The following is a 23,939-nucleotide window of genomic DNA, read 5'->3' on the forward strand; positions in this document are numbered from 1 at the left end:
GACCGATTATGATAACCTGCGACACGGACGCCTCCCTCAGTGGTGTTTCAACACCTCCACTCTGGCACATCGATGCCGTCGGGGGGCGTCCACCCCATCAGCTTTCGAAGCATTATGAGTCAGCCGAACAAGCGACCGCTTTGAGGGATGCAGCGAAACGGGGCAAACGGCCGGATTTAGGGTGCCTTCCTGACGGTCTGCATCGAGCGATCCATAGGCAGCTTCTGCCAGGAACGAATGGATGAGCAAAGGATGCTCCCTCCTTCTTGAGCCTATGGCTTCGCGGCGACGGGCAGGCGGAATGGCGCGCCCAGACGATTGAACGCATTCATTGCCGCGATAATTAGCGTGAGATCGACCAAGTCCTTTTCAGTAAAGGCGGCGGCAGCGGCCGCATACGCTTCGTCCGAAGCATGGGTCGTGCTGATGTTGGTCACTTCCTCCGCCCAGGCCAGCGCTGCTCGATACTGGTCAGAAAACAGATGCGGCACCTCCGCCCAGACGGGGACCAGCGCGACATTGTCGATCGCCATGGTTTTGAGCAGGTCACGAGTATGCATATCGATGCAATGGGCACAGCCGTTGATTTGCGACACACGCAGGAAGACCAGATGGACCAACTCTTCGGGAAAATCTGTCTTCTTGGTCACATAATGATGGACTCCGAACAGGGCCTTGGCGCCTTCAGGGGCAATTTCCGACCAGTTCAAACGCTTCTCGGTCATGCTGCTTTCCTCATCACCCGCGCCGGGAATCGGCGCTCGCTGACGTGACGAGGTAAGCCGGTGCAGTGTGACATCATGGCGCCGATTTTTCGCTCCCGCTGTCGTCCGATGTCACACCGGTGGCGAGCATCTCGTCATGCAGGCAGGCGATTGTGTCGGAGCTGGGTCGAGCGAGCGCTTCGCTTGTTCGCCGGGCTGCGTCGGAAGTACACGTCAGCAAAGACGCTACTGTGCAACGATCTGCCCGGCTATATCAGTATCGATCGTGACAACGTCCTACAGACCACCGCGCTCGACGTGCGCGATGGGCGCATCGCGGCGATTTATATAGTTCTTAACCCCGACAAGCTCCGTCATCTGGTGGCAGCTTTCGGTACAGACGGGCATCCACAGCACGGCCACTGAAGGTCGTGAATTGGTCGGCAGCCGCCGGCTCCGGAAGAAACCAACGCGGCGTCCAAAGCCGCGAACAAAGCGGTCATAGCGCGAGTCAAATCGACGCCGCGATAGCGGCGGTTTATTCATCGCATTCACTGGCAGCCAAATTGACTGATCTTCGGGTAGTTGCCGAACGGTCGCCGGGGATCGCAGCATTAAGTTCAGCGAGGTCGAACTCGATCGCCATCGTTAAGAGCGCGTCCGGGGTTAAGGACGACTCTATCGCCGACGCTGAGCCTGGCGCGGACTTCTGCAAAATCCTCGTTCACATGGCCGATCGCGATCGCCCGTTCTCGCACGCGGCCGCGATTTTCGACGAAGATGCGCCAACCCCCGTCCGTGCCGCGGAACAATGCGCCAATCGGCACGCGAACCGCGTCGGGACTGTGCCAGAGGATGATCGTCACATCGACCTGATAGCCGTGCCCGAGCCGCGCGGCAGCTCGCGCGGCTGCAGGATCGAAACCGATGATCACGTTGACGCGCTGTTCCTCGATCCCGAGCGCGGAGATTTTGAGCCAGCCATACGGCTCGATGCTTTCGACATGGCCAACAAGCGTATCCCCGCCCCATTGCGTTATCTCGGCCCGGCCGCCGGGCTTCACGCGCACCGCCTCGCGCGACAGCAGGTCGACCACGACCTCGATCTGCGTCGGATCGCCGATGGTCATCAGCGTCGCGCCTTCGGCGACCATCCCCTCGCTCTCGCTCGGCACCTGGAGGACGGCGCCGCTGACGGGAGCCGTGACCGCAACTGGCCGGCCTCTCGCCACGCGCCCTGCATCGCCGAGCGACGCCGCGATCCGCCGCGCTTCGGCTCGCGCCTGGGCCAGCGCCGCCCGATCGGTGGCGACACGGGTGCGCGTCGCTTCGAGTTGCGCGCGCGCGATGAAGCCCTGCCGATCAAGCGCCTCGGCGCGCGCGAGATCGCGTTCGGCCTGCGCCAGCGCGGCGGCGGCGCTGGTCGCGGTGGCGTGGGCCGATGCGAGCGCACCTTCGAGTTCTTCCTGCGTGCGCTGATCGAGCGGCGCGGTGGGGCGTGCCGCGATCTTTGTGATGACCTGGCCCTTGTGGATCGAATCCCCGGCGTCAAAGCCGATCCGCGCCGCGAAGCCGGTCACCGGCGCCGTCACGACATACAGCTCCTTTTCGCGCGTGACTCCGTCATCGGTCACGCCGACCGCCATCGGTCCGCGGGTCACCACCCCAAGATCGACCGCCTTGGGTTCCGGCCAGAAGGCATAGCCCAGTCCCAACAGCAGCAGGCCGACAATCGCGATTGCCCACCGCCAGCGCTTGAACGCGCGCGCCATCAATCCCGCGCCTTGAGTACGCGCACCATGTCGAGCGCCCCCACCCGACGCGCGACCACCAGTGCCGTGGAAATCGCGGCAGCGAGGATCACCAGTGCGGCATAACCATAGCTCGCCCGCGTCGCCGCATAGGGCAGACGGAAGAGGTCGGAACTGAACATGGCGATCATCAGATGCGCCAGTCCATATCCCACGACGCAGCCGAGCGGGATGGCGGCGGCGACGAGCAAGGCGATCTCGCCGAGCAACACGACAGCGACCTCGCGCTTCTGATAGCCCAGTACCCGCAGCGTGGCGAGTTCGTGGGCGCGCTCGGAAAAGAGGATGCGCGCGCTGTTATAGACCACGCCGATCGCGATCGCGGAGGCGAACGACACGTAAAAGCCGATCATCGTCAGGATGTTCTGACGAATCAATTGTTGGAACCGCGCCAGCGCCACGGCGCGTTCGGCAACGCCTAGCACCACCGGCATCGCCGACAGTCGCATCAGAATGCGGTCGCGGGCTGCGGGGTCGATCTTGAGCAGCGCTCCGCCGGCAGGACTGGCGTCACGCGAGAGCTTGTCGATCGTCGCGGGTGGAGCATAAGCGCGCGCACCGATGATCTCATCGACAATGCGAACGACTGGCAGCGACAGGCTCGTGCGGTGCCCGCCGAGCAGGTCGACACGAACGAGATCACCGGCATTGGCATGCAACTGATCAGCCAATTGGCGGCTAAGCATCAGCCCGGCGGGCGGCAGGGCAATCTCCTCGCCGCCACTGTCGATGCGGGCGGTGAGGGTTGATGCCGGGTCGACGCCCTCGATTGCCGTCCGCTCGCTGCGATTGCCGCGGCTGAGCCGCACGGCCAGGGCGCGCGTCGCCTCGACCCGCAGCACACCCGGTAGCTGTGCGAGCGCGCGCAGCACGTCGGCGTTGCGCGGCTCGGTGAAAGTGACGGTCAGGTCATCGCGCTGGCTGCGCGCGAAATAGTCATCGACCATCGTCCGGCTAGCTTCGACGAACTGGATCGTCGCGAACAATAGCCCCATCGACAGCGCGACGCCGAAGAGCGTAACGGCCGAGCGCCCCGGCCAGCGCGCAATGTGGCGCACGATCATCTCGCCAATTGCCGTGAACCCGGCAAGCTGGCCAAGCCGTTCTACCAACCCAGTGCGATAGACAGGCGGGGGCGGCGGTGTCATCGCGACGGCGGGATTGAGCCGGATAGCGGTGCTCACGCCCCCCGCTGCGCCCAGCCCCGCCGCGCCGGCAGCGAGCGCGCCGGCGCTGAGGAAGACAGTTGGTGAGAGGCTGTATTGGAGAAAGGGAAAGCGGTAATATTGGGCGTAAAGCCCGGTCATCGCCCGCCCCATCCAGATTCCGGCAAGCGAGCCGGCCACAATAGCAACCAGGGCGATCGCCAGCGCGAACTTCAGGTAATGCCAGCCGATCACCCAGTCGGAATAGCCGAATGCCTTGATCAGGCCGATCTGCTCGCGCTCAGTCCGGATCGTCCGTCCCAGCACCACATAGACAAGAAATCCCGATACGATCAGGAAGATGGGTGGGATCACGGCCGCCATCGCGGCGAGTTGTTTGAGCTCGCTGTCAAGAAACGCATGGGACAACTGGTCTTCACGCCCGTAAGCCCCGGTGCCGCCATAGGGCGCCAGGAGCGCATCGACCTTGCGGATCACCTCACTTTCCGAGGCGCCGCGATCAAGAGTCAAAGCAACAGCGTTGATCGCGCCGCGGCGATTGGTCGCCGCCTCCAGCGCTTCGCGTCCCATCCACAGAATGCCGAAGCGTCGCTCGTCCGGCACGATATCGCCCGGCGCCAGCGCGTAGATATAGTTCGGCGCCAGGCCGACACCGACGATGTGCAGGGCAACCTGGTGGCCATAGATCTGCGCGTCGATGGTGCTGCCGAGGTCAAGGCCATTGGCATCGGCAAAGGATTCGTCGACGACGACATCACCGGCGTGACCCGCGCGCGGCGGCTGCCCGCGCCGCAGCGTGATCGTGTTGAGATGGGTGCGACCGGCCTCGTCGACCGAATTGACCAGCGCACGAACCGGCTCGATCCGTCCGGGAAGGTCCAGCCGCGCATATTGAATGATATTGCCTTCGGCGCGCTGCACGCCGGGGACTGCCGCGATCCGCGCGGCGATATTGCGCGGCGCCCGCGTCACGCCCGCGAAGATCTCGGCAAAATGATTGCGCGCATAATAGGCGTCGCGCGTCCTGAGCAACGAACTATGCACGCCCGCGGCGAGCACATAGGTTGCGGACGCCGCTGCCAGCACCAGTGCGATCGCCAGCGCCTGGCCACGCAGCCGCCAGAGGTCGCGGAGCAACTTGAGGTCGAGCGCGCTCACCAGCGGATATCCCGCGGCGCAACGGGTTTGGAATTGCGCTCGACGCGGGCGATCCGGCCATCGAGAATGTGGAACACGCGCTGCGCCATCGCCGCGATGCCGACATTATGGGTAATGATGATGACCGTGGTGCCAAGTTCCTCGTGAGCGCGCGCCAGCGCCTCGAGCACGCGCATGCCGGTGGCGCTGTCTAGCGCCCCGGTAGGTTCGTCGCACAGAAGCACCCCGGGCCGTTTCGCGATCGCCCGCGCGACGGCGACGCGTTGCTGCTCCCCGCCGGAAAGCTGCGCCGGATAATGCCCGCGTCGCTCGGCCAGGCCGACCAGCGCCAATGCCTCTGCCGGGGACATCGGGTCGGTCGCGATATCGGTGACGAGGCGGACATTCTCTTCCGCGGTCAGGCTGGGAATGAGATTGTAGAACTGGAAAATGAAACCAACCTCGGCCCGCCGAAATCGCGTCAGCGCGCGGTCGTCCAGCGCGGTCAGCTCGGTGTCGCGATAGAATAGCTGGCCGGACGTCGGCCGGTCGAGGCCACCGATGATGTTGAGCAGCGTCGACTTGCCGCCGCCCGACGGACCGAGCAGCACGAGGAGTTCGCCAAGCGGAATGGCGAGATCAACACCGCGCAACGCCTGGACGCTGGTCTCTCCCGTCTCGTAGCTCTTCTCGAGCGCGACACTACGAAATGCGATAGGTCCGTCGGAGCTGGCGTCTGCTGCATCTGTCGCCATCGGCAAACCTTTTGCGGTCGGATCGATCCCAAAACGCGGCATCAATGGGCAGGCCGCGAGTTGCTGTGCATTGCCCTGGTTAGGGAATTTCACGATGGCGCGTCTCTACGGATGATCCCCGATAGGCCGGCGACCGAGAGCTTTCGTCATGCTTCAGATCGTCGGGTATAATCCCCGCGGCCGAAAGGCCCCCGGCGGCGCCAGCGGTGACCAGCAGGCCGACCGCCATGGTGGCACACAGCGATCACGTGACCCCGCGGGCCAAGATCGAGTTCGGCTCCGGCTGACGACGCAGGAGTTGCCAGAGTCATCGGTCAGACCGCCGCTTGGCGAGATCGACTAACCGAAGCTGACAGCGCGACACGATCGTGGAATGACCGTAGGCGCCCGATCGGGCACGCTCATGGTCGCCGCGCCGCCCTGGCACGTCAGAGGCTTTCGATAACGCGCTTGAGCTTGGCACGAACTTTCTCGGCGGCTTGTTTTAGCGCACCATTGTCGATGGCCTGCATGGAGGCGACGGGATCGACAGCGGCGACTTCGCTGCGCCCGGCCTCAGCCTCCTGAACGACAACATTGCAAGGCAGCATGGTACCGACCTTGTCCTCCAGCCGGAGCGCTTCGAAGGCCAGCGCGGGATTGCACGCACCGAGAATCGTATAGGGGTGAAAGTCGACCCCGATCTTCTGCTTCAGGGTCTGGGCGATATCGATCCGGGTCAACACGCCGAACCCTTCCTCCTTCAGCGCCGCCTCCACTTGCTCAAGCGCCTCTGCGATCGGCTTGTCGAGCGTGGTCTGAAGATAATAGCTCATACCGCCTCCTTGTCCTTGCCGCGTGAAACGCGACGCGAGCCGCAATTGCTCCGTTATCGGCGCCCCTCGATCCGAATAGCGCTGGCGTGACGCTTGTAGCTACGTAGATGCCCCATTCGTATCTTCCTCCAATTCGCAGACGGCCCGATCGCGCCAAAAACTGAGAGAGCGTCATGCCAGCGCCAGGAGTGTTCCGACGTCGGCTGAGGTGTCGGACGCTGGTATCGGAGGAGACCGTTATGCTCGGCGCGAAATCTGTCCTGGTGCCCATTCTTGCTGGTGCCGTGCTCGCCTTGGCGGCATGCGCGACCTCCAGCACTCCCTACCAGCCTGTTTCCTCCTCCAATCGGGTAGCGGGCGGCTATTCGGAGGCGAGGCTCGCGCCCGACCGCTATCGGGTGACGTTCGCCGGCAACACCTGGACGTCGCGGGACACGGTTGAAGGATATCTGCTCTACCGCGCCGCGGAACTGACGGTGGAACAGGGCTTCGACTGGTTCGAGATCGTCAATCGCGAGACCGAGCATCGGGTCGACCGCAGCATCTCACCGAGCCCGCTATATCATCCCTGGTATGGTTCTGCGTATCTGTATTGGCAGCCCTATTGGCGATATTATGGCCGGCCTTACGGCTGGCGGACCTGGTATCCCGATCGCGGCGATCCTTTCTGGGCCAATCGGGTCGACATGCAGACGGTGGAGCGGTTCGAGGCGACCGCCGAGATCGTCATGCGGCATGGCGCAAGACCTGCCGATGATAGCCAGAGCTTCGACGCCCGCGACGTGATCGAAAAGCTCGGCCCGCGCATTCAGCGCCCCCGTTCCTGACCAATCGCGACGACGCGACGATGAAGCGATCGAGGCAAAAAACAGACGATGCGCGTGACCCGGTTCTTCAGCGGCGGCGGGGGCAGCCCAACCTGAAGCTAGTTTTTCATGGCGCCGCGTCCACGGTCACCGGGTCATGCACGGAGATCCAGATCGGCGACCGTTCGATCCTGGTCGATTGCGGTCTGTTCCAGGGCACCCGGACGTTGGAACACCGTAATGCGGCTCCTCTGGCATTCGATCCAGCGTAGCTCGCAGGCGTCCTGCTGACCCACGCGCATATCGACCATAGCGGGCTTCTGCCGCGGCTGGTGAGCAAGGGGTATGGCGGCCCGGTCTGGTGCACGGCACAGACGGCCGATTTATTGCGGGTGATGCTGCCGGATGCCGGGCGCATCCAGGAGGCCGAGGCAGCGCGTCGCAATCGCAGGCCAGATCGCGCCGACGATGTCGCCATCGAGCCGCTCTATACCGAATCCGACGCCATCCAGGCAGCGGCGCTGGCACGCCCGGTGGAACTAGGTGTTGAGTTTTCGCCAGCCGAGGGGATCACTGCCCGACTTTGGAACGCGGGCCACATTCTGGGGGCCGCGTCCATTGAACTCGAAGCGGATGGGTGTCGCGTGCTGTTTTCGGGCGATATCGGCCCCGAGGAAAAGAGCTTCCATCCCAACCCGGCCGCCTCTCGCGGATATGATCACGTCATTTGCGAGGGAACCTACGGCAATTGTCGGCGCCCGGATCAAACACCGGAGCAATGGCGCGCGCAACTCCTCGAGGAAGCGACAGGCGCCCTGGCGCGGGGCGGCAATCTCGTGATCCCGACCTTCGCGCTTGAACGGACACAGGAACTTCTGCTCGATTTTGCGCTGCTATTAGACGCGGGGCGCCTCCGCGGCACCCACATCTTCATCGACTCTCCGCTTGCAAGCCGGATCACTCGGGTTTTTGCCGAACACGTTCACGAACTGGAGGATGTCCCCGCATCACTGTTCGAACGGCCGCAATTCCACTTCGTGGAAACGCCGGGGCAATCAATGCGGCTCAATTCGGTATCAGGTGCGATCATCTTGTCGGCATCGGGCATGTGCGAGGCGGGACGCGTTCGTCATCATCTGCGTCACAATCTCCCAAGACGCGAGTCGACCATTCTATTCGTTGGCTATCAGGCGGCAGGCACGCTCGGCCGAACGATAGTCGATGGCGCCCGGCGCGTCCGCATATCGGGGCATGATATCGCGGTTCGAGCGCGCGTCAGCGCGATCGAGGGCTATTCGGCCCACGCTGACCAGCGCGATCTGTTGCGCTGGATCGACGCTCGCCGTCCGATCCATGGCACGCTCTTTCTCAATCACGGCGAGCCGGAGGCGCTTGCGGCTCTCGCCGATGAAATACACTCTATCCATCGCGACTGCTCGATCCGCATCGCGGAACCAGGCGAACGTTATGCGCTCAGCCCGGGGAAGGCGGCGATGCGGGTCAGCACCGGCGATCACGCCTTGGTCGCGACCGCCGGGCGCGATTGGCAGAATGACTACGCCACGTTCGTTACCGGCCTCAAGGCCGATCTCATGACACTGAAAGACGACGCTGCTCGCCGGAAAGCCATTGAACGCATGCACCGTGCGCTTCACCAATAAGCCAAAGGACACACCGCAGGATTTCAGTTGCTGGTGCGTTCAAGTCGTCGATGCTGTTTGGTGCCCTTCCTCCATCCCCGAAGATAGTCGCGCCGACCGGCGCACCAGGAGCAGTCCGGCACCAGATATGCGTCGTCTCGGAATGTCGACACCCCGCCGTCATCCGGACAAACGGTGATGCGATCGGCCAACCTGGAAAGGCGCCTGCTTGCCGAACGGGCGCGCCTGTCGAGACAGGTCACGCGGATCGAGGCCGATTTCGCCGCGCCAATGGAGGACGACCTTGCCGAGCAGGCGATCGAGCGTGCCGACGATGAAGCGCTGGAGGGCGAAGAGAGGGTCGCGGTGGCGCGGTTACGGGCGATCGATGCGGCGCTCGCGCGGCTGCATGCCGGCACCTACGGCATCTGCGTCGAATGCGGCGCGCCAATTTCCGAAAAGCGTCTCGCGGCCATCCCCGAAGCACCGCGATGCGCTCGCTGTGCCGGCGCCGCAGCGCAGCCCGGAACGCCTTGATCGACGCTGGCGATGCGCGTCCTGCTGCTCCCTGTCTTTGGCGATCAAGGCTTCGAGGCTCGGCTCGCTGCGACCGTGCTGCTGGCCCGCGAATTTGCCGCGCACCTTATTTTCTGCGCGCCGGTCGCCGGATCGACGCATGACCTCCGCGCGCTCGCCGAAGCGCAGGTTGGTGCCGCCGGTGTCGCCTCGACCTGGATTGAGATGCCTCGACACGACGCCACTGCTTTCGCCGAACGGGCCCTGCTGACGGATTTGCTGATATTGCCGGCGCGCTGGCGTCCGAGCGAACCACAGGCGCCTGCCCCGGCCGATATAGCGGTCCGCGCAACTGTCCCGGCTTTGGTCGTGCCGCAGACCGGGCTGATCCGGGTGCCCAAGGCGATCCTGGTCGCCTGGAAGGAGCGCACACCGGCGGCGGCGAACGCAGTGCGTGCCGCATTGCCATTTCTGAAGCGCGCCAACGAGGTCGTCGTGGTGACAATTGGGCGCGACAGTGGCCGTGCGCCAGCCGTCGCTCCTGTCGATTATCTCGCGTGGCATGGCATAACTGCCAGTCACCGCGCCTTACCGCGTGCCGGTCCGGTCGCTGACACGGTGCGCGCAGAGGCCGAGCGCATCGGCGCGGACCTGATCGTGATGGGCGCCTATGGGCGCGGTCTATGGACCGAACAGGCATTTGGCGGAGTCGCCCAGCGGCTGATGGACGGCGACGACATTGCATTGCTGCTGTCCCGCGCGTGACGCTTGGTCAATGCCCCAGCAGATAGATCGAATATGAACTCATGACATAGATGGCGAGCAGGAGGATGCTCGCCCAGCCGAAGACACCAAAGAACCGCGTCGCCGGCCGATCCAGGATGGTTATGACGACGATGCCCGACATGATCGTCGCGGCAAAGGCCGATCCGGCATGCGCGGGAGAGGCATGAGCGAACAGCGACCCCTTGGTATAGGCAAGATCGTCGATCGCCAGAATGAGCACATCGAAGAGGTTGCTGCCGAGCAGCCCACCGATCGCCAGATCGATCGCCTTCAGGCGCAACGCCGCGATGGTCACGATCACCTCGGGTAGCGAAGTGGCTGCAGCGATGAACGACGTACCGACGAAGCTCATGCGCCAGCCGGTAAGGTCGGCGAGCCGTGTCGCGATGAACGGCAGCCAGACGCCCGCCGCCCCGACGATCAGCGCGGCGACAAGGTATTGCCGCACTGCGCGTTTGAGCGCCGTTCGGTCGGTGACGTGCGAAGCCGAGCGCGTGTCGGCATGGTTTTCGTGGACGTAGGTCGCTCGCATCGCCACGACGTAAAGCAGGATCAAGACAGGCGTATAGCCACTGACATGTCCGACATACAGGTCGAGCCCCTGACCCGCGACCAGGAGCAGCGCACCGACGCTGCCGATGAGGATGATTCCGAGTGACGCCGTAACGATATGCCGCTGATCGACCTCGCGGAAAACCGGTCCGTCGCGGCTGAGCGGGTCGAGCAGCGCAATCAGCGCGAGATTGAACACACAGCTGCCAAGGACGTCGCCGACCGCGACATTGGGTGCATTGGCGACCGTGACGGAACTCAGCCCGGTGAACAGTTCAGGCAGCGACGTTGCCGCCGCAAGCAGGATCACCCCGACCCAGGAGCGCGACATCCCGGTCAGGCCGGCGATCTGCTCGGCGCGGCGCACCAGGACGGGGCCGGCGGCAGCAATCACCGCGGCGCACAGCGCGAATTCGAGCCAGATGCCCATGAGGACTTTTTCCAAGCGATGATCGGACATGCCATTTTCGGCGATCGGGGCCCGGGGCGCCCTACGTAGAAGGGCGGAGAGTGCAGCGACGGCCTCTGGATAATCCCGGATGCCGCCTCACGGGATCACCCCTTAGGGTCGTCACCCTCGGACGAGGAAGTCGTGACCATGAAATCGAAATGGAGCTTCACGATCGCGAAAGTCGGCGGAACGGTGGTGCGCATCCACCTGACCTTCCTGTTGCTGCTGATCTGGATCGGCGTGGCGAGCTGGACCGGCGCCGGAGCAGCCTCTGCGTGGATCGACGTCACCTTCATCGTCCTGCTGTTCGCCTGCGTGCTGTTACACGAGCTCGGCCATGTCGCAGCGGCCAGGGCGTTCGGCATCCCGACGCGCGACATCACGCTTTATCCGATCGGCGGCCTCGCGCGCATCCAGACCGGCTTCGAGAACCCGCGGCAGGAGCTCGCCATCGCGAGCGCCGGCCCCGCCGTCAGCCTTCTCCTCGCCGGGTTGCTGATGGTGATCGCCGGCACGCTGCCGGAGGCGCTCGTTCTCGACGCCACGACCGACTGGCGCGGGATGGCGGGCATGCTCGCGGCGGCCAATCTCGCGCTGGCGGTCTTCAACCTGCTGCCCATCTTTCCGCTCGATGGCGGGCGCATCGCCCGAGCATTGCTATCCTGGTGGCTCGGACGCCGGGCCGGCACGCATGTCGCCGTCTGGACGGGCCGGATCGCCGGCATCCTGTTCGCCGTCTACGGCCTCACTCACGGCCAGATACTGCTTGCAGTGATTGGCGTGTTCGTCGTTTTTGCCGCTTCGGCTGAGTCAGTCGCCGTCGACCTTGAGGACGTGCTCAGCGGGAAATCGGCACGCGATGTCATGGCATCGAATCTCGTCACTCTGGTCGATGCCGCGACGCTGGCTGACGCCGAACAGGCGGTTATCCGCTCGGATCAGCACGTCTTTCCGGTGCTCGATGCGCTTGCCCGACCGAAGGGCGTGATCACACGCAACGACATCATTGCCGTGTCGCAGCGGGCGCCGGCGGATACGCCCTTGCGCGATCTGATCGCCGACACGCCGCCCGTCGTGACGGGCAATGAGCCGGCCCGCCATGTCCTTTCCCTGATCGAGGGAGGACAGGCGGCGGTACTGGTAGCCGACGCCACGGGTCGTTTCGAGGGGATGGTGACGCTCGAAAATCTCTCCGAGGTCCGGCTGCTCGATCGCAACCATCGCTCGGCGTCACCTCCGGCCTGGCTGCGCCCAGAAGGAGCTGAGTGATGAAACGCCTGCTTGCCGCGGTCAATCCGGCCATGCCGAGAGAGGCAGCGCTCGCGCGCGCATGCCGGCTGGCAGCCGAGCATGGTGCGCATCTTCATCTGCTTGGCGTAATCGCCCGAGATGGCACGACCCGGGACCATGCCGCCGCGCTCCAACGACTACGCATGACCCTTCATCGCAGCGCCATGCCCGATCAAACGGACGCTCAGTGCGACATTCTCGAGGGCGATCCTCCAACCGCGATTGCTCAAACGGCGCACGACATCGGTGCCGACTTGATCGTTCTGGGCGCCCACCGCCATCCTCGATTGTCAGACCGGGTTTTTGGCACGACCGCCGAGGCGCTGCTGCGCGATACACACATACCGCTGCTGATTGCGCGTGGCCTTGCCGATCGGCCCTACCGCAGAGCGATTGCCGCCGCACAAAGCGACAGCAGCATAACCACGGCGATTGCGCTGGCCAGTATGATCGGAATTGAAATGCTCACCGCAGTTCATGCCTATGAGTTGCCGTTCGAGGCGCAGGTTATCGGCGGCTCGGTGACGACCGCCATCATGGCCGAGGAAGCCCAGGCCTTTGCCGAACGAGTGAAGCGCCTTGCCGCCGAGACGACAGCCGATTTGCGTGTCGACGCACTATCGATCGAGGACGAGGTGGTGTTTGCGCTCGAGGAGGGGGGCAGGGCGACGCGCGCGGATTTGCTCATTTTGACGACGCACGCCCGATCGGGCCTTGCCTGGCTGACCCGCGGCAGCGTCACCGATGCGGCAATTGAACGCCTGCCGGGCGACATGCTGATAGGGCGCCTATCGAGGCATTGAGCATGCAGCGCAACGTGCAGCATCACCCCATTCGCTGGTTGATTCGCCCCGACGAATTTTCGCGTGCGGCCATCACGACGCGATTGCGGCCGGTTCGCTTCGCTTCCAGCAACGCGGCATCGGCCGTTTCCACCAGCCGATCGGCGGGGCAATGCTGCGGTGCCGTGGCGATACCGGCCGAAATGGTCAGCGGGCCGAGCTGGCGGCCGCCGAATTGGAGCCTCAGGTCGGCGACACGATGGCGCAACTCCTCGGCACGGTCGAGCGCCTGGCGAGGATCGGCGCCGGACAGCAGCAGCAGGAACTCCTCGCCGCCATAGCGAAAGGCAAGGTCGCCCTGCCGCACCGCCGCACGCAGCGTCGCGCCGATCGCGCGCAGGACGGCATCGCCCGCCTCGTGGCCGTACTCGTCGTTGAAACGCTTGAAGTGATCGACGTCGAGCATAATGCAACTGATCGGGTGGTCGGGCTTCGCGTCGAGATTGCCGAGCACGGCATCAAGATGCCGCCGGTTGGCAAGCGTGGTGAGCGGGTCGGCCATCGCCAATATGCGCAGAGCGTCGCGAAGACGAAGGTTGTCTAGCGCAAGCCCGATATTCTCGGCCAGCATCTTGAGATGGACATCGCCTGCGCCAGTCGTCGAAAAGCCGTCTCGCAGTTCGAAATAGAGCAAGCCCACCACGCCCGCCTGCGCCGCGAGCGGCAGGCAGATCGTTTCGGGTTGTCGATCATCGCCTGGCAGGACGTGGGCGCACGGCACGTCGACGGCGGCACCGGTCGCACGATGCTCGCTGCCGCGCCGTACTGCCCAGCACGCAGTCGGCACGAATTCGGCCCGCGAATAACGGGGATCGAGCCAGCTACATGCCTCGACGAGGACGTTGCGCTCCTGATCGAGCAGATACAGGCGGCCGGCCAAGGCGGGGACGACCTCCGGCACGAATCGCTGCACCACGCGCGACAGGTCGGCGATATCATCGCAGCGCTGCAGGCGCTGCGTCATCCGCGAGAGCAGGTCGCGCAAGCTGCGATCGGCGTCGCGCTCCTGTTCCAGGCGTTGCCGCGCGATGCCGTTGTCGCGGAATATGCGCAACGCCTGTGCCATGTCGCCGATCTCGTCGACCCGTTCATATTCCGGCGGTTCTGCGTCATAATCCTGCGCCGCGAGCCGCGTAACGACGTCGCTCAGCTTCACCACGGGTCGCAGCACGCGGCGCCGGAAGATGAAATAGAGCACGAACAGAAAGAGCAACCCGGTCAGGGCCAGGACGATCTCCGACATGGTCCGCCACAGCCGCGACGCGGCCGTCGCGCCATCGACCGCGGCGGCCGTGCGCTGGTCAATCCGTTCCTGGAAATGATCGACACTGCCCTGGATGCGCTCAAGCTCGCGCTGATATTCGGGAGCGAACAGGATCGTGATCGCCGCCGTTCGGCCGTCGCGATCCCGCGCCGCGATCGCGGCATGTTGCTGTGCCTGCAGGGCATCGGCCCAGTGCATAGCCTGGTGCAGATCGCGGATCTCCTCGACACTGGCGCCGGCATCGCGGATATGCGCGGTCCGCTGCTCGATCGTGGCCAACGTGCCCGCTTCCTGTCGGTAGGCGACGAGATCGGCGGGATTGCCGCTGATCGCATAATGGCGCGCGAGATCGCTCAATGTCGCGATATCCTCGTCGACATGCGCGGTGGCGCTATCCAGCGCGTAACGTTCGGCCACCGCGTCGCGTTCGCGCCGGTCCGCGCCGGATGCGAGCAGCATTGTCGTCGCCGAAGCGAGGGTCAGCACGACGGTCGCGCCATAGGCCCAATTGGTGATCGTGGATAAGCGCATTGCCGACGTCTAGGCTGACTCGCCATACTGAAATGTTAATCCGGGCCGCAAGTCATCAAGACGGCGGCCGCCCTCGCAGACGGCGACCCAGCGCGAAGGGGGCTGCCGGATTGGTCCGTAGCATCGGAGAACCGGACGAAGTCGCGAATATGGTGCGCTTCCTGATGCTTGAGGCCAGCTATTCGACTGGCAGCAAATTCGTCGTCGACGGCGGGGCAGTGACCGGACAGGTGCTTGCCCTGCATGACTGAACCTCATTCTCATGGTTTGGCCGGAACGGCGACTGCCAGCGCACTTTTCCCGCCGGCGCTTGTGGGCTGTATCCGGGACGACCGGCCACCCCGCGAAGAGGAAGTGCGCATCCTGGCGGTAAAGCTGTGGGCGGAAGGACTGTCACGGCGTCCGCGCAGCAGTCGCGGCCACGCCAGCGCTATCGTCAGAAGCTTCCTGTGCGGGTACGATCCCTTGGCCAAGAGTGCCGACGCAACCGACCGGGCTTCCCGCTCGTAGATCCCCCAATGTCGCCAATCGCTACCCGGCTCTAGCGTCGACCGCATGGATCAAACCGGTTCGGAATGGGCCGCGGGATCGCTGATGGACCGTTGCGCTACCGAAATTCGAGGCGGCCCGCCCGCCGATCGTCGACCCGACTATTATTCGTATTCGCGCGCGCGCAGCACGCTGAGCCCTCGCCGTCAAAAGTCGACGAGGACGGACGGAGGAAGCGGCGCGCGCGCAGCGATAGCTGCCTGATTATCGAAATGGCGTCCCCCAAACGATTCCGGACAGCGCGTGCGGGGGGCGCCAGCCTGGCACACGCTCACGATCTGATCCTGAGACCACAACCATCGCGCGTCGTATTGCGCCCTTTTCTTCTAGCCGAGGACGGTAATCCCGGAACGAACGCCCGGGTCTTCAGGAGCGCCGCCGGGAATATACTCGATTTTTGGTACGGGCGGCCGCGTCAGCCGTATCTTCCGGGCGGGTGTTGAAAGCGATGGTCGCATTCGGCGCCGCCTTGTGAACCGCGTTGATCACCATCTCGAACAGCGTGAGGCTCTTCGGCGGAATTCGGAGCCCGCCGCCGATGACGACACAGTCGTAGCGCGCGCTGTTCAACTGCGCTTCTAGCATGGTGCGTCCGGCATCGTCGGGCGTGATCATGCAGGTATAGCCCTGCCAGCCGCGCTCGTGGATTTTCGCAACGGCCACGGCGATCATTCGCTCGACGGTCATCTTGCTGGCGAAATGCGGCACGTCGGCATACGCCTCGCCCTTGAACACCGAGAGGTAGACGATGCCCTTTACGCCGGCCTCGCGGGCGGCATTGAGCGCTAGCATGGCCTGGGTCAGTTCGTCGGGCGCGTTGGGGGCGAGCAGGAACAGGGTGCTGACCCCGTCCAATGCCGCGCGGATGCTGTCGATGTCGGCAAGGTCGCCTTTCACAGCAGTCACGCCCGCCGGGAAGTTTGCTTTCTCGGGCGAGCGGGTGAGCGCGCGAACTTCGACGCCCTGACCGTCGAGGAAGTTCAGAACCTGCGTTCCAACCGTGCCGGTGCTGCCAGTTACCAGAATAGCCATGGTGTATCTCCTTGATCGCTTCGAGCGACTGGATGTCGCTCGAGGCAAGATAGATGTTCCGAATTTTGGCGTAAGATGACATGATTGGAACTTATCGTCTCAATTACGGAACAGAAAATGGACCTGCCGGCGCTTGCAGATTTCAACCTGGTTGCAACACACGGCGGCTTCGGGCGGGCAAGCCGGGCGAGCGGGCGACCGAAAGCGACCCTCTCGCGCAAGGTGTCCGAACTGGAGGCGAGCCTCGGGGTGCGGCTGATCGACCGGGGTTCAAGGACACTAAGGCTGACCGATGAGGGGCGAGCCTTGCACGAGCGCACGCTCGGTCCGCTCGCCGAGATCGTCGAAGCTGAACAGGCTGTGGCGAACGGCGCATCTATACCCCGCGGCAAACTACGCGTGAGCGCCCCGATCGTGCTGGCGCATGTTCTCCTGCCGAAGCTCGCAACCAGCTTTGTGGCCGCCTATCCGCAGGTGGAGCTCGAGATCGTCGCCGAGGACCGCCAGGTCGACCCTGTCGAGGAAAATTACGATCTCGTGATCCGGATCGATCCACGCCCGGACGAACGACTGGTCGGGCGCCGAATCATGGAGGATGAGCGGTTGCTGGTGGCGCCGCCGGTCTTGAAGGTTGTTCTGCAGTCGGAGCACGACGCCACCGATCAGGCGGCTCCGGCGGTCGGGCGTGTGGGAGCGCCAGACGACGTTCGGTGGCAGATCAGGACCAGCGCCGGCATACGCCTCTTGCGGCCACATTTCAGATTACGTTTCTCGTCCTTCCTGATGGTGCGCGACGCCGTGCTCGCCGGTGCGGGCGTTGCGCTCGTGCCGAAATTGATGGTGACGCAAGATATCACAGCCGGACGGCTGGTATCATGGGGAGCGCATGATGGACCAAAAGTTGAAATCTGGGCGCTCCAGAATTCACGCCGCCTGTCCAGCTCCAAGGTGCGAGCATTTCTGGATATGCTCGCTGTATCGTCTCGCAAAGACGGCCCGGGAAGCTCTTAAAATGACTTACGACCGCGCCTCTTCCGGTCGCTATGATGCGGGCGAACGGCACGTCTCGGAGAAAGTTGCCTTTCGGTAGCAGATTCGGGACCGTCCGGTACGGGTCGGGAGCCGCCATCGCCGACAGAGCCGATCAACGTGGCAAGGGCCGCTAACTTAGCCGACGTTCGAGGGCTCGAAACCGCATCCCGAAACTTGATGGGGTCGTCTAATCGCGATGCGCGAAGTCAATCTTGACGACGGCGTTCTTGAAAAACTCGCCACCGATCGCTGTGGTCAGCGGACGGTTCAAAGCCTTCGCCATCGCCGTCATTTCAACCAGTGCGACCTTGTCCGACCTGATGTCGGCGGCGCCGACGGTAACAAGCACGTGCCGAGCCATATCGCTTTTGGCCGAACCGTGCGCCCCATGGCCCATTTCCGTCCCGCTTGCGGCAATGCCAAGCCTAGCGGCATCCGGCGCGTTGACGACGACGACCGATGAGCCGCTGTCGAGAACCGCGGGCACGTCATGCCCGTTTACCTTTGCGATCAGGAAGAGATGTCCATTGTAAAGGTCGAACGGCACCCATCCGCTGTTGTCGCTGCCGCCGGCATTGCTGACGACCGAAGGAACAGGGGCGGCCGGCTCCGACGCACGGGCCGGATCGATCGCGACCGCGGCAATCGACGCGAGCAGGATCAATCTGCGACCAAGCCGGGATCGGTCACTATTCGATGCCGTTCCGTGCATTGGAGCGCGCCCCTTTTTTGCTGTTCTGAGAATTGCGCCCCGAACGGCCTGCTCACTCAACAGACGACGTCGGTAAGACGATACACCGCCGTACAGAATGACTGATTTTGCACGACTTGGTTGCAGAAACTGAAACGATAGAACATCTTAAGCCGATGTGCTGAATTTGCTCAGCCCGCCAGCGAAATAGTTTCCATCGTCGAGATCGGCAATCAAGCCCGGCCCGGTCGGCGTCCAGCCCAGTCGCTCGCGGGTCAGGTCGCTCGTCGCGGGGGCATCTAGGATGAGGAACCGCGCGAGGAAGCCGAAATGCGCTTCGGCGTCACCCTGCGGGATCGATACGGTCGGCAGCCCGAGCCGGCGGCCGATCGCCTCGGCGATCACGCGGACGGGAATGCCGTCGTCGCCGATCGCGTGATAGCGATCGCCTGCCGTCCCGTTTTCGAGCGCCAGGCGGTAAGCGCGGGCGGCATCCGGTCGGTACACCGCCGGCCAGCGATTGGCGCGGTCGCCGATATAGGCCGAGACGCCGGTGGCGCGCGCGATGTCGATGATGCGCGGCACGAAGCCGCGGTCGCCATCGCCGTGAACCGATGGTGGCAAGCGCATCACCGCGGCGCGCACGCCTTGATCGGCCAGCGCGACCGTCGCCTGTTCGGAGGGCACGCGGGGAATCGAGGCGGGCGGCGTGTCGCGCTCGGTGCCGACGCGTCCCGGCGCGGCTATCGCCAGCATCAAACTGCCCGAGGTGGTGATGAACGGCCGCCCCGATCCCGCCAGGACATTGCCGATCGTCTCGATCACCCGCCGGTCGAGATCGGCGTTCTCGATAAACTGCGCGAAATCGTGTTTGAAGGCCGTGTGGATCACTCCGTCGCATTGCGATGCGGCGCTGGTCAGGCTGTCGAAATCGTCGAGCTCGCCGTGAGCCACCGCTGCACCGGCAACGGTCAATGCCTGCGCGCCGGCTTCCGACCGCGCGAGCCCCAAAACGCTATGGCCGGCGTCGATCAACTCGCGAACGACCGCGGAGCCGACCCAGCCCGTTGCTCCGGTGACAAATACCCGCATTCACTCTTCTCCCGATCCTGCTCCCACAAGCCGTGGGCGGGGCAGGGATAGGCGGACGAGCCGATACGATATATGCGCGGGCTTGCACATTATCTTCGCGATCGTCCGAAAATGCCGATGGATCCCCTTTCCGACGTCCTCTCGCTGCTCAAGCCGCATACCTATGTCGCGGGTGGCTTCGATCTCGGTGGAGACTGGTCGATCGGGTTCGGTCCGCATGACGGCATCAAATGCTATGCGCTCGTATCGGGGGCCTGCTGGCTGAGCGTCGATGGTATCCCGGACCCGGTCCGACTGGTGGCGGGCGACTGCATTCTGTTGCCAAGCGGCCGCCCGTTTCGCCTGACCCGCGACCCGGCGCTCGAGCCCACCCCATTCCTCGCGCTGCGCGCCGGCGAATGGCGGCGCGGCGTGGCGATCGTGAACGGCGGTGGTGAGACGATGATTCTCGGCGGCCATTTCGTCTTCGCCGGCGCGCATGCCGAAATGCTGCTCGATGCCATGCCGCCGATCGTTCATCTGCGCGAGGACAATGACAGGATCGGCCTGCGCTGGGCGCTGGAGCGGTTACGCCAAGAACTGGTCGAAGCCCTTCCGGGTGGCGACCTCGTCGCCCGCCATCTCGCGCAGATGATGCTCGTACAGGCCTTGCGGCTCCATCTTGCCGAGGTGGGCGGTCGCAACGTTGGGTGGCTGTTCGCGCTCGCCGATCCCCGGATGGCAGCGGCGATCGGGGCGGTCCATGCCGCGCCGGGGGCACGCTGGACCTTGCAGGCCCTGGCCTCCCGGGCGGGCATGTCGCGGTCGACTTTCGCGCAGACGTTCAAGGCCTCGGTCGGCACGTCGCCGATGGACTATGTAACCCGCTGGCGTATGCTGCTGGCCGGCGACCGGCTGACAAACGGCAGCGATCCGATATCGGTGATCGCGCTGGCGCTGGGGTATGAATCGGAAAGTGCGTTCAGCACGGCCTTCAAGCGCGTCATGGGCTGCGCTCCGCGTCGCTATGGTCGACGACCGGCCAACGCCAACACAAGGCCCGCGCAGACGCCCGGGTCATCAGTGTGACGCATCAAGCGGCCTCTCGGGCGCCGAAGAAGTCGAGGAAGATCCGAGCCAGCGCCTCGGGCTGCTCTTCGGGAATGAAATGGCCGCAAGAATCGATCGTCTCGCCACGAATTGTTTCGGCGAACGGCTCCAGAGGCCCGGCCATGTCGGGGATCGATCCCTGGTCGGCATCGATCGCGAGCAGCGGCATGGAGAGCTTGCCCTTGGCGACCAACGCGCGGTTCTGCTCGGCCGACCGGCCGGCGGCGCGATAATAAGCGAGGCCGGCGCGCAAGGCTCCCGGCATAGAGAAGAGGCGGACATATTCATCGAGATCGGCATCGTGAAAACTGTGCGGATCGGCGGCTTTCCGGCGCAGGAACCAGTCGAGATAGATGCGCTCGCGCCCGGCGATCAATGCCTCGGGCAAATCCGGCACCGCATGAAAGGCGAAGTGCCAGGTCCGCCATGCGCGATCTGGCGCCGTCGGCAGCATCTCCGGCAGCGTGACGCCGGGTATACCGGCATCGAGCAGCGCGAGGTGGCTGACCTCGTCGGGAAACATCAAAGCGTAGGGCAGCGCCACCCACGAGCCGATATCGTGAGCGGCCAGCGCATAGCGCGAATGGCCCAGCCGCTCGATCAGCCCATGCACCCGGCGCGCCACCGTCTCGGTGTCGTAGCCATCAAGAGGCTTGTCGGACTCCCCCTGACCGGGGAGGTCGACGGCAATGAGGTGGAAGTGTGGCGCCAAAATCGGCATCACCCTGCGCCAGGCGAACCAGCTTTCCGGATAGCCCGCGAGCAGGACCAAGGGCGGAGCGGTCTCGACGCCCGCCGTCACATAATGGAGCCGCAATCCATCGATCACCTGAAAGCCGTGCCGAAAAGCCGCGGCATCCGGAGATGGTCTGTCGGTGGGGCTGTTCATAACGTCGTTCCTTGCGCGGCAGTGACTGGCGGCGGCGGCCGAAGGTCGGGATTGCGACGGTCGGTTCACCGCGCGAGCGTGCGGGCAAGAAAGTCCCGCATGCCGGCGGCAATCTCCCGGTGGTGCGTCTCCAGCGCGAAATGTCCGGTGTCGAGCAGGTGGATTTCAGCGTCCGGCAGGTCCTTCCTGAACGCCTCGGCGCCGGCCGGGATGAACGCCGGGTCATGGCGCCCCCACATTGCCAGCAACGGCGGTCGATGCGCGCGAAAATAGGCCTGGAAATCGGGATAGAGCGCGACGTTGCTGCGATAGTCGAGGATCAGGTCGAGCTGGATTTCCTCCGCTCCCGGCCGCGCCATGTAGGCGATATCGAGTTCGTATCCGTCGGGCGGCAAGAGGCTGCGATCGGTGCCCGTGCCATATTGCCAGTTGCGTATCGTGTCGGCGGCGAGCGACGGGCGGCAGGCTTCCCGGTTCGCCTCGCTCGGATCGCGCCAATAGGCTTCCCACGGCCCCCATTCGTCGCTGAAGCCGTCGACATAGGCGTTGCCGTTTTGCGAAACGATCGCCGACACCCGCTCGGGATGCTTCATCGCCAGCCGCAGGCCGACGGGCGCGCCGTAATCGAAGATGTAAAGCGCATAGCGGCCGAGCGACAGCGCTTCGGTAAAGCCGTCGATGACATCGGCCAGCGCATCGAACGTATAGTCGAAGGTGCTCCGCGGCGGCGCCTTGGTCTGCCCGAAGCCCGGCAGATCGGGCGCAATCAAGCGGTAACGATCGGCCAGAAGCGGGATGAGATCGCGGAACATGTGGCTGGCCGACGGAAAGCCGTGCAGCAGCAGGATGACGGGCGCGTCGCGCGGACCGGCCTCGCGATAGAACAACTCGACATTTCCGACCTGCTGCCTGCGATAGCGCACAGTGGACATCGCTTCCTCCTTCAAATTTGCACCCGATGCCGGGTCGCTCACTCAAGAGGATTCGATCTAGGCAGTGCATTTTCGAGCGGAATGGTTGAACTTCGTACGACTGGATTGCAGAAATTGAAACGATGGACCGACTGGATGCGATGACGCTCTTCGCCGCCGCCGTCGAGCACGGCTCGCTGGCCGCGGCCGCGCGCCGGCACGGGCGCTCACCCGCTGCGATCACGCGGGCTGTGGCGATGCTCGAGCGATATGCTGGCGAAACGCTGTTGCTGCGCTCGACCCGCAAACTCAGCCTCACGCCTGCGGGGGAACGCCATCTCGGTGTGTGGCGCGAGGTGCTGGCAAGGTTGGAGGAAGCCGGACCGCCTCATCCCGAGGCACCGATCAAAGGCAGCATCGTCGTGACCGCGCCCGAATTGTTCGGCCGCCTCGAGGTGATGCCGATGATGGAGGATTTCCTCGGGCTTTATCCGGATGTTTCTGCACGCGTGCTGCTGGTCAATTGCGTTGTCGATCTGATCGGCGAAGGCGTGGATCTCGCGGTACGCGTCGCGCCGCTGCGGGATTCTACACTGACGGTCATCAAGGTCGGTGAAATGCGCACCTTGGTATGTGCGTCACCTGAGTATCTCGACCGTAAGGGCGTGCCGGCCAGCCCGCAGGATCTGGCGCATCACGATTGCATCGGCCTCAATACCGGGGGCGATGCAGAGCTCTGGCCATTCAAGGCGGCCATCGACAACGGTGCGCGTATTCGGTCCGTTCGGGTTCACACCCGGCTGACCGTCAACAATGCGGGGGCGTCGATCGACGCGGCACGGCGCGGACAGGGGATCATCCGGCCCCGCGCTTACCAGGTGGCGGATGACATCGCCGCCGGCCGCCTCGTTCGCCTCATGCCGATGTTCGAGCCGTCGGCGCTACCGGTCAATATCGTCTTTCATCCCGATCGCGGCCGGGCACGCGTTGTGCGGTCCTTCATCGACCATGCCGTTCCCGCGATGAAACGCGAACTCCTGCGCATCGACGCCATCATTCCCGCCCCCGGCCGCGAGCAATAGGCGAACGGGTGATGAAGCGGATCAGATTGTCCGGCGGCCGAAGGAAAGCTGCCGTCTACCCAATTGCGCGCTCGTCATAGGCGAGCTGTTCGCGCTCGATATCCCGCAAGTGAGCGATCGACCAATCGAACACCGCGCCCAGCGGCGCCTGAAGGCTGCTCCCAAGTTGGGTGATGGAATATTGCACCGACACCGGCGAGGTTGCCAGCACCTCGCGACCGATGAGACCGTTACGCTCCAGCCGTCTCAAGGCTTGCGTCAGGGCCTTGTGGGTAACGCCCTCAAGCCTTCGTTGCAGCTCATTGAAGCGCATCGGCTGCATATCAAGTAAAATAAGGATCATCGCCGACCATTTATTGGCAACCTGATCGAAAAATGCCCGTGCGGCACAGTCCTTGAAGAACACGGTGTCTGGTTGGCAGGTCGCCACGGTATACTCCTGTATATCTGCGCACTCCGAAGTGCGTCATTGATCTTGGTCCATCGGTCTATAGTTTCCCGACGAA

General features: G+C 64.2%; 24 protein-coding genes. 11 read left to right on the top strand and 13 right to left on the bottom strand.

Going from position 1 to position 23,939, the window contains the following annotated elements:
• Positions 1–272: 272 nt before the first annotated feature.
• Positions 273–725 carry a carboxymuconolactone decarboxylase family protein gene (locus K7G81_RS17030; protein ID WP_223032033.1) on the bottom strand — a complete coding sequence of 151 codons (453 nt, stop codon included), beginning with the start codon at positions 723–725 and terminating at the stop codon, positions 273–275.
• 183 nt (positions 726–908) lie between these two features.
• Here K7G81_RS17030 and K7G81_RS17035 point away from each other — a divergent pair, with 183 nt between their 5' ends.
• Positions 909–1,130 carry a sigma-70 family RNA polymerase sigma factor family protein gene (locus K7G81_RS17035; protein ID WP_223032034.1) on the top strand — a complete coding sequence of 74 codons (222 nt, stop codon included), beginning with the start codon at positions 909–911 and terminating at the stop codon, positions 1,128–1,130.
• 194 nt (positions 1,131–1,324) lie between these two features.
• On the opposite strand, the gene K7G81_RS17040 is transcribed toward K7G81_RS17035, so the two are convergent.
• The 4 genes from K7G81_RS17040 to K7G81_RS17055 form a co-directional block, all read right to left on the bottom strand.
• Entirely contained in the window at positions 1,325–2,476 is a 1,152-nt protein-coding gene (locus tag K7G81_RS17040) for an efflux RND transporter periplasmic adaptor subunit (RefSeq protein WP_223032035.1), read from the bottom strand.
• Complete coding sequence (locus K7G81_RS17045; protein ID WP_223032036.1) at positions 2,476–4,839, bottom strand: ABC transporter permease; 2,364 nt, start codon at positions 4,837–4,839, stop codon at positions 2,476–2,478. Before K7G81_RS17045 ends, K7G81_RS17040 begins: the two co-directional genes overlap by 1 nt.
• Positions 4,836–5,573 (bottom strand): ABC transporter ATP-binding protein, encoded by a 738-nt coding sequence (locus tag K7G81_RS17050; RefSeq protein WP_223032037.1) that lies wholly within the window; start codon positions 5,571–5,573, stop codon positions 4,836–4,838. The genes K7G81_RS17045 and K7G81_RS17050 overlap by 4 nt, the downstream gene beginning before the upstream one ends.
• A gap of 428 nt (positions 5,574–6,001) precedes the next feature.
• Positions 6,002–6,388 (bottom strand): DUF302 domain-containing protein, encoded by a 387-nt coding sequence (locus K7G81_RS17055; RefSeq protein ID WP_223032038.1) that lies wholly within the window; start codon positions 6,386–6,388, stop codon positions 6,002–6,004.
• Positions 6,389–6,627: 239 nt separating this feature from the next.
• Between K7G81_RS17055 and K7G81_RS17060 the strand changes: the two genes are divergently transcribed.
• The 4 genes from K7G81_RS17060 to K7G81_RS17075 all read left to right on the top strand — a co-directional run bounded on the left by K7G81_RS17060 (position 6,628) and on the right by K7G81_RS17075 (position 10,115).
• Positions 6,628–7,215 (top strand): CC0125/CC1285 family lipoprotein, encoded by a 588-nt coding sequence (locus tag K7G81_RS17060; protein ID WP_223032039.1) that lies wholly within the window; start codon positions 6,628–6,630, stop codon positions 7,213–7,215.
• 266 nt (positions 7,216–7,481) lie between these two features.
• On the top strand, positions 7,482–8,855 hold the full coding sequence (locus K7G81_RS17065) for an MBL fold metallo-hydrolase RNA specificity domain-containing protein (protein WP_255587261.1): 1,374 nt from the start codon (positions 7,482–7,484) through the stop codon (positions 8,853–8,855).
• A gap of 177 nt (positions 8,856–9,032) precedes the next feature.
• Positions 9,033–9,371: a TraR/DksA family transcriptional regulator gene (locus tag K7G81_RS17070; RefSeq protein WP_223032040.1), complete on the top strand. Its 339-nt coding sequence runs from the start codon at positions 9,033–9,035 to the stop codon at positions 9,369–9,371.
• Between the two features lie 12 nt (positions 9,372–9,383).
• Positions 9,384–10,115: a universal stress protein gene (locus K7G81_RS17075; protein WP_223032041.1), complete on the top strand. Its 732-nt coding sequence runs from the start codon at positions 9,384–9,386 to the stop codon at positions 10,113–10,115.
• Positions 10,116–10,122: 7 nt separating this feature from the next.
• Here K7G81_RS17075 and K7G81_RS17080 read toward each other — a convergent pair whose 3' ends face one another.
• The gene (locus K7G81_RS17080; protein ID WP_255587253.1) at positions 10,123–11,118 is read right to left on the bottom strand and encodes a sodium:calcium antiporter; all 996 of its coding nucleotides are present in this window, start codon (positions 11,116–11,118) and stop codon (positions 10,123–10,125) included.
• A gap of 168 nt (positions 11,119–11,286) precedes the next feature.
• Between K7G81_RS17080 and K7G81_RS17085 the strand changes: the two genes are divergently transcribed.
• Positions 11,287–12,408, top strand: coding sequence for a site-2 protease family protein (locus K7G81_RS17085; protein ID WP_255587262.1), 1,122 nt, complete (start codon positions 11,287–11,289; stop codon positions 12,406–12,408).
• A complete protein-coding gene (locus tag K7G81_RS17090) occupies positions 12,408–13,232 on the top strand; it encodes a universal stress protein (protein ID WP_223032044.1) in 825 nt (274 codons plus the stop codon). Before K7G81_RS17085 ends, K7G81_RS17090 begins: the two co-directional genes overlap by 1 nt.
• Before the next feature lie 22 nt (positions 13,233–13,254).
• Here K7G81_RS17090 and K7G81_RS17095 read toward each other — a convergent pair whose 3' ends face one another.
• Positions 13,255–15,066 (bottom strand): diguanylate cyclase, encoded by a 1,812-nt coding sequence (locus K7G81_RS17095; RefSeq protein WP_223032045.1) that lies wholly within the window; start codon positions 15,064–15,066, stop codon positions 13,255–13,257.
• A 110-nt stretch (positions 15,067–15,176) separates the two neighbouring features.
• Here K7G81_RS17095 and K7G81_RS17100 point away from each other — a divergent pair, with 110 nt between their 5' ends.
• Positions 15,177–15,317 carry a hypothetical protein gene (locus K7G81_RS17100; protein ID WP_223032046.1) on the top strand — a complete coding sequence of 47 codons (141 nt, stop codon included), beginning with the start codon at positions 15,177–15,179 and terminating at the stop codon, positions 15,315–15,317.
• A gap of 664 nt (positions 15,318–15,981) precedes the next feature.
• On the opposite strand, the gene K7G81_RS17915 is transcribed toward K7G81_RS17100, so the two are convergent.
• Positions 15,982–16,647 carry an NmrA family NAD(P)-binding protein gene (locus K7G81_RS17915; protein WP_255587254.1) on the bottom strand — a complete coding sequence of 222 codons (666 nt, stop codon included), beginning with the start codon at positions 16,645–16,647 and terminating at the stop codon, positions 15,982–15,984.
• An 84-nt stretch (positions 16,648–16,731) separates the two neighbouring features.
• On the opposite strand from K7G81_RS17915, the gene K7G81_RS17110 reads away from it, so the two are divergent.
• Positions 16,732–17,658, top strand: coding sequence for a LysR family transcriptional regulator (locus K7G81_RS17110; RefSeq protein ID WP_255587256.1), 927 nt, complete (start codon positions 16,732–16,734; stop codon positions 17,656–17,658).
• Positions 17,659–17,866: 208 nt separating this feature from the next.
• Here K7G81_RS17110 and K7G81_RS17115 read toward each other — a convergent pair whose 3' ends face one another.
• Entirely contained in the window at positions 17,867–18,343 is a 477-nt protein-coding gene (locus K7G81_RS17115; RefSeq protein ID WP_223032047.1) for a retropepsin-like aspartic protease, read from the bottom strand.
• Positions 18,344–18,538: 195 nt separating this feature from the next.
• Positions 18,539–19,462, bottom strand: a complete 924-nt coding sequence (locus K7G81_RS17120) for an SDR family oxidoreductase (protein WP_223032048.1) — start codon at positions 19,460–19,462, stop codon at positions 18,539–18,541.
• A 111-nt stretch (positions 19,463–19,573) separates the two neighbouring features.
• On the opposite strand from K7G81_RS17120, the gene K7G81_RS17125 reads away from it, so the two are divergent.
• Positions 19,574–20,530, top strand: a complete 957-nt coding sequence (locus K7G81_RS17125; protein ID WP_255587257.1) for an AraC family transcriptional regulator — start codon at positions 19,574–19,576, stop codon at positions 20,528–20,530.
• A gap of 4 nt (positions 20,531–20,534) precedes the next feature.
• Here the strand turns inward: K7G81_RS17125 and K7G81_RS17130 are convergent, their stop codons facing one another.
• Both K7G81_RS17130 and K7G81_RS17135 read right to left on the bottom strand, forming a co-directional pair.
• Entirely contained in the window at positions 20,535–21,440 is a 906-nt protein-coding gene (locus K7G81_RS17130) for an alpha/beta fold hydrolase (protein ID WP_223032049.1), read from the bottom strand.
• A gap of 65 nt (positions 21,441–21,505) precedes the next feature.
• Positions 21,506–22,372, bottom strand: a complete 867-nt coding sequence (locus K7G81_RS17135) for an alpha/beta fold hydrolase (RefSeq protein ID WP_223032050.1) — start codon at positions 22,370–22,372, stop codon at positions 21,506–21,508.
• A gap of 140 nt (positions 22,373–22,512) precedes the next feature.
• Between K7G81_RS17135 and K7G81_RS17140 the strand changes: the two genes are divergently transcribed.
• Positions 22,513–23,433, top strand: a complete 921-nt coding sequence (locus tag K7G81_RS17140; protein WP_223032051.1) for a LysR family transcriptional regulator — start codon at positions 22,513–22,515, stop codon at positions 23,431–23,433.
• A 55-nt stretch (positions 23,434–23,488) separates the two neighbouring features.
• Here the strand turns inward: K7G81_RS17140 and K7G81_RS17145 are convergent, their stop codons facing one another.
• Positions 23,489–23,863 carry a winged helix-turn-helix transcriptional regulator gene (locus tag K7G81_RS17145; protein ID WP_369412143.1) on the bottom strand — a complete coding sequence of 125 codons (375 nt, stop codon included), beginning with the start codon at positions 23,861–23,863 and terminating at the stop codon, positions 23,489–23,491.
• Between the last annotated feature and the right edge of the window lie 76 nt (positions 23,864–23,939).

Origin of the sequence: Hephaestia mangrovi, from assembly GCF_019880555.1 — a bacterium.
Classification (GTDB): Bacteria; Pseudomonadota; Alphaproteobacteria; order Sphingomonadales; family Sphingomonadaceae; genus Sphingomonas; species Sphingomonas mangrovi.

What these genes read in the sequence shown, in the direction of transcription:
- K7G81_RS17030 (WP_223032033.1), bottom strand. Translation starts at nt 725, where the DNA reads ATGACCGAGAAGCGTTTGAACTGGTCGGAAATTGCCCCTGAAGGCGCC.
- K7G81_RS17040 (WP_223032035.1), bottom strand. Translation starts at nt 2,476, where the DNA reads ATGGCGCGCGCGTTCAAGCGCTGGCGGTGGGCAATCGCGATTGTCGGC.
- K7G81_RS17050 (WP_223032037.1), bottom strand. Translation starts at nt 5,573, where the DNA reads ATGGCGACAGATGCAGCAGACGCCAGCTCCGACGGACCTATCGCATTT.
- K7G81_RS17055 (WP_223032038.1), bottom strand. Translation starts at nt 6,388, where the DNA reads ATGAGCTATTATCTTCAGACCACGCTCGACAAGCCGATCGCAGAGGCG.
- K7G81_RS17060 (WP_223032039.1), top strand. Translation starts at nt 6,628, where the DNA reads ATGCTCGGCGCGAAATCTGTCCTGGTGCCCATTCTTGCTGGTGCCGTG.
- K7G81_RS17070 (WP_223032040.1), top strand. Translation starts at nt 9,033, where the DNA reads ATGCGATCGGCCAACCTGGAAAGGCGCCTGCTTGCCGAACGGGCGCGC.
- K7G81_RS17075 (WP_223032041.1), top strand. Translation starts at nt 9,384, where the DNA reads ATGCGCGTCCTGCTGCTCCCTGTCTTTGGCGATCAAGGCTTCGAGGCT.
- K7G81_RS17080 (WP_255587253.1), bottom strand. Translation starts at nt 11,118, where the DNA reads ATGGGCATCTGGCTCGAATTCGCGCTGTGCGCCGCGGTGATTGCTGCC.
- K7G81_RS17085 (WP_255587262.1), top strand. Translation starts at nt 11,287, where the DNA reads ATGAAATCGAAATGGAGCTTCACGATCGCGAAAGTCGGCGGAACGGTG.
- K7G81_RS17090 (WP_223032044.1), top strand. Translation starts at nt 12,408, where the DNA reads ATGAAACGCCTGCTTGCCGCGGTCAATCCGGCCATGCCGAGAGAGGCA.
- K7G81_RS17095 (WP_223032045.1), bottom strand. Translation starts at nt 15,066, where the DNA reads ATGCGCTTATCCACGATCACCAATTGGGCCTATGGCGCGACCGTCGTG.
- K7G81_RS17915 (WP_255587254.1), bottom strand. Translation starts at nt 16,647, where the DNA reads ATGGCTATTCTGGTAACTGGCAGCACCGGCACGGTTGGAACGCAGGTT.
- K7G81_RS17120 (WP_223032048.1), bottom strand. Translation starts at nt 19,462, where the DNA reads ATGCGGGTATTTGTCACCGGAGCAACGGGCTGGGTCGGCTCCGCGGTC.
- K7G81_RS17125 (WP_255587257.1), top strand. Translation starts at nt 19,574, where the DNA reads ATGCCGATGGATCCCCTTTCCGACGTCCTCTCGCTGCTCAAGCCGCAT.
- K7G81_RS17130 (WP_223032049.1), bottom strand. Translation starts at nt 21,440, where the DNA reads ATGAACAGCCCCACCGACAGACCATCTCCGGATGCCGCGGCTTTTCGG.
- K7G81_RS17135 (WP_223032050.1), bottom strand. Translation starts at nt 22,372, where the DNA reads ATGTCCACTGTGCGCTATCGCAGGCAGCAGGTCGGAAATGTCGAGTTG.
- K7G81_RS17140 (WP_223032051.1), top strand. Translation starts at nt 22,513, where the DNA reads ATGACGCTCTTCGCCGCCGCCGTCGAGCACGGCTCGCTGGCCGCGGCC.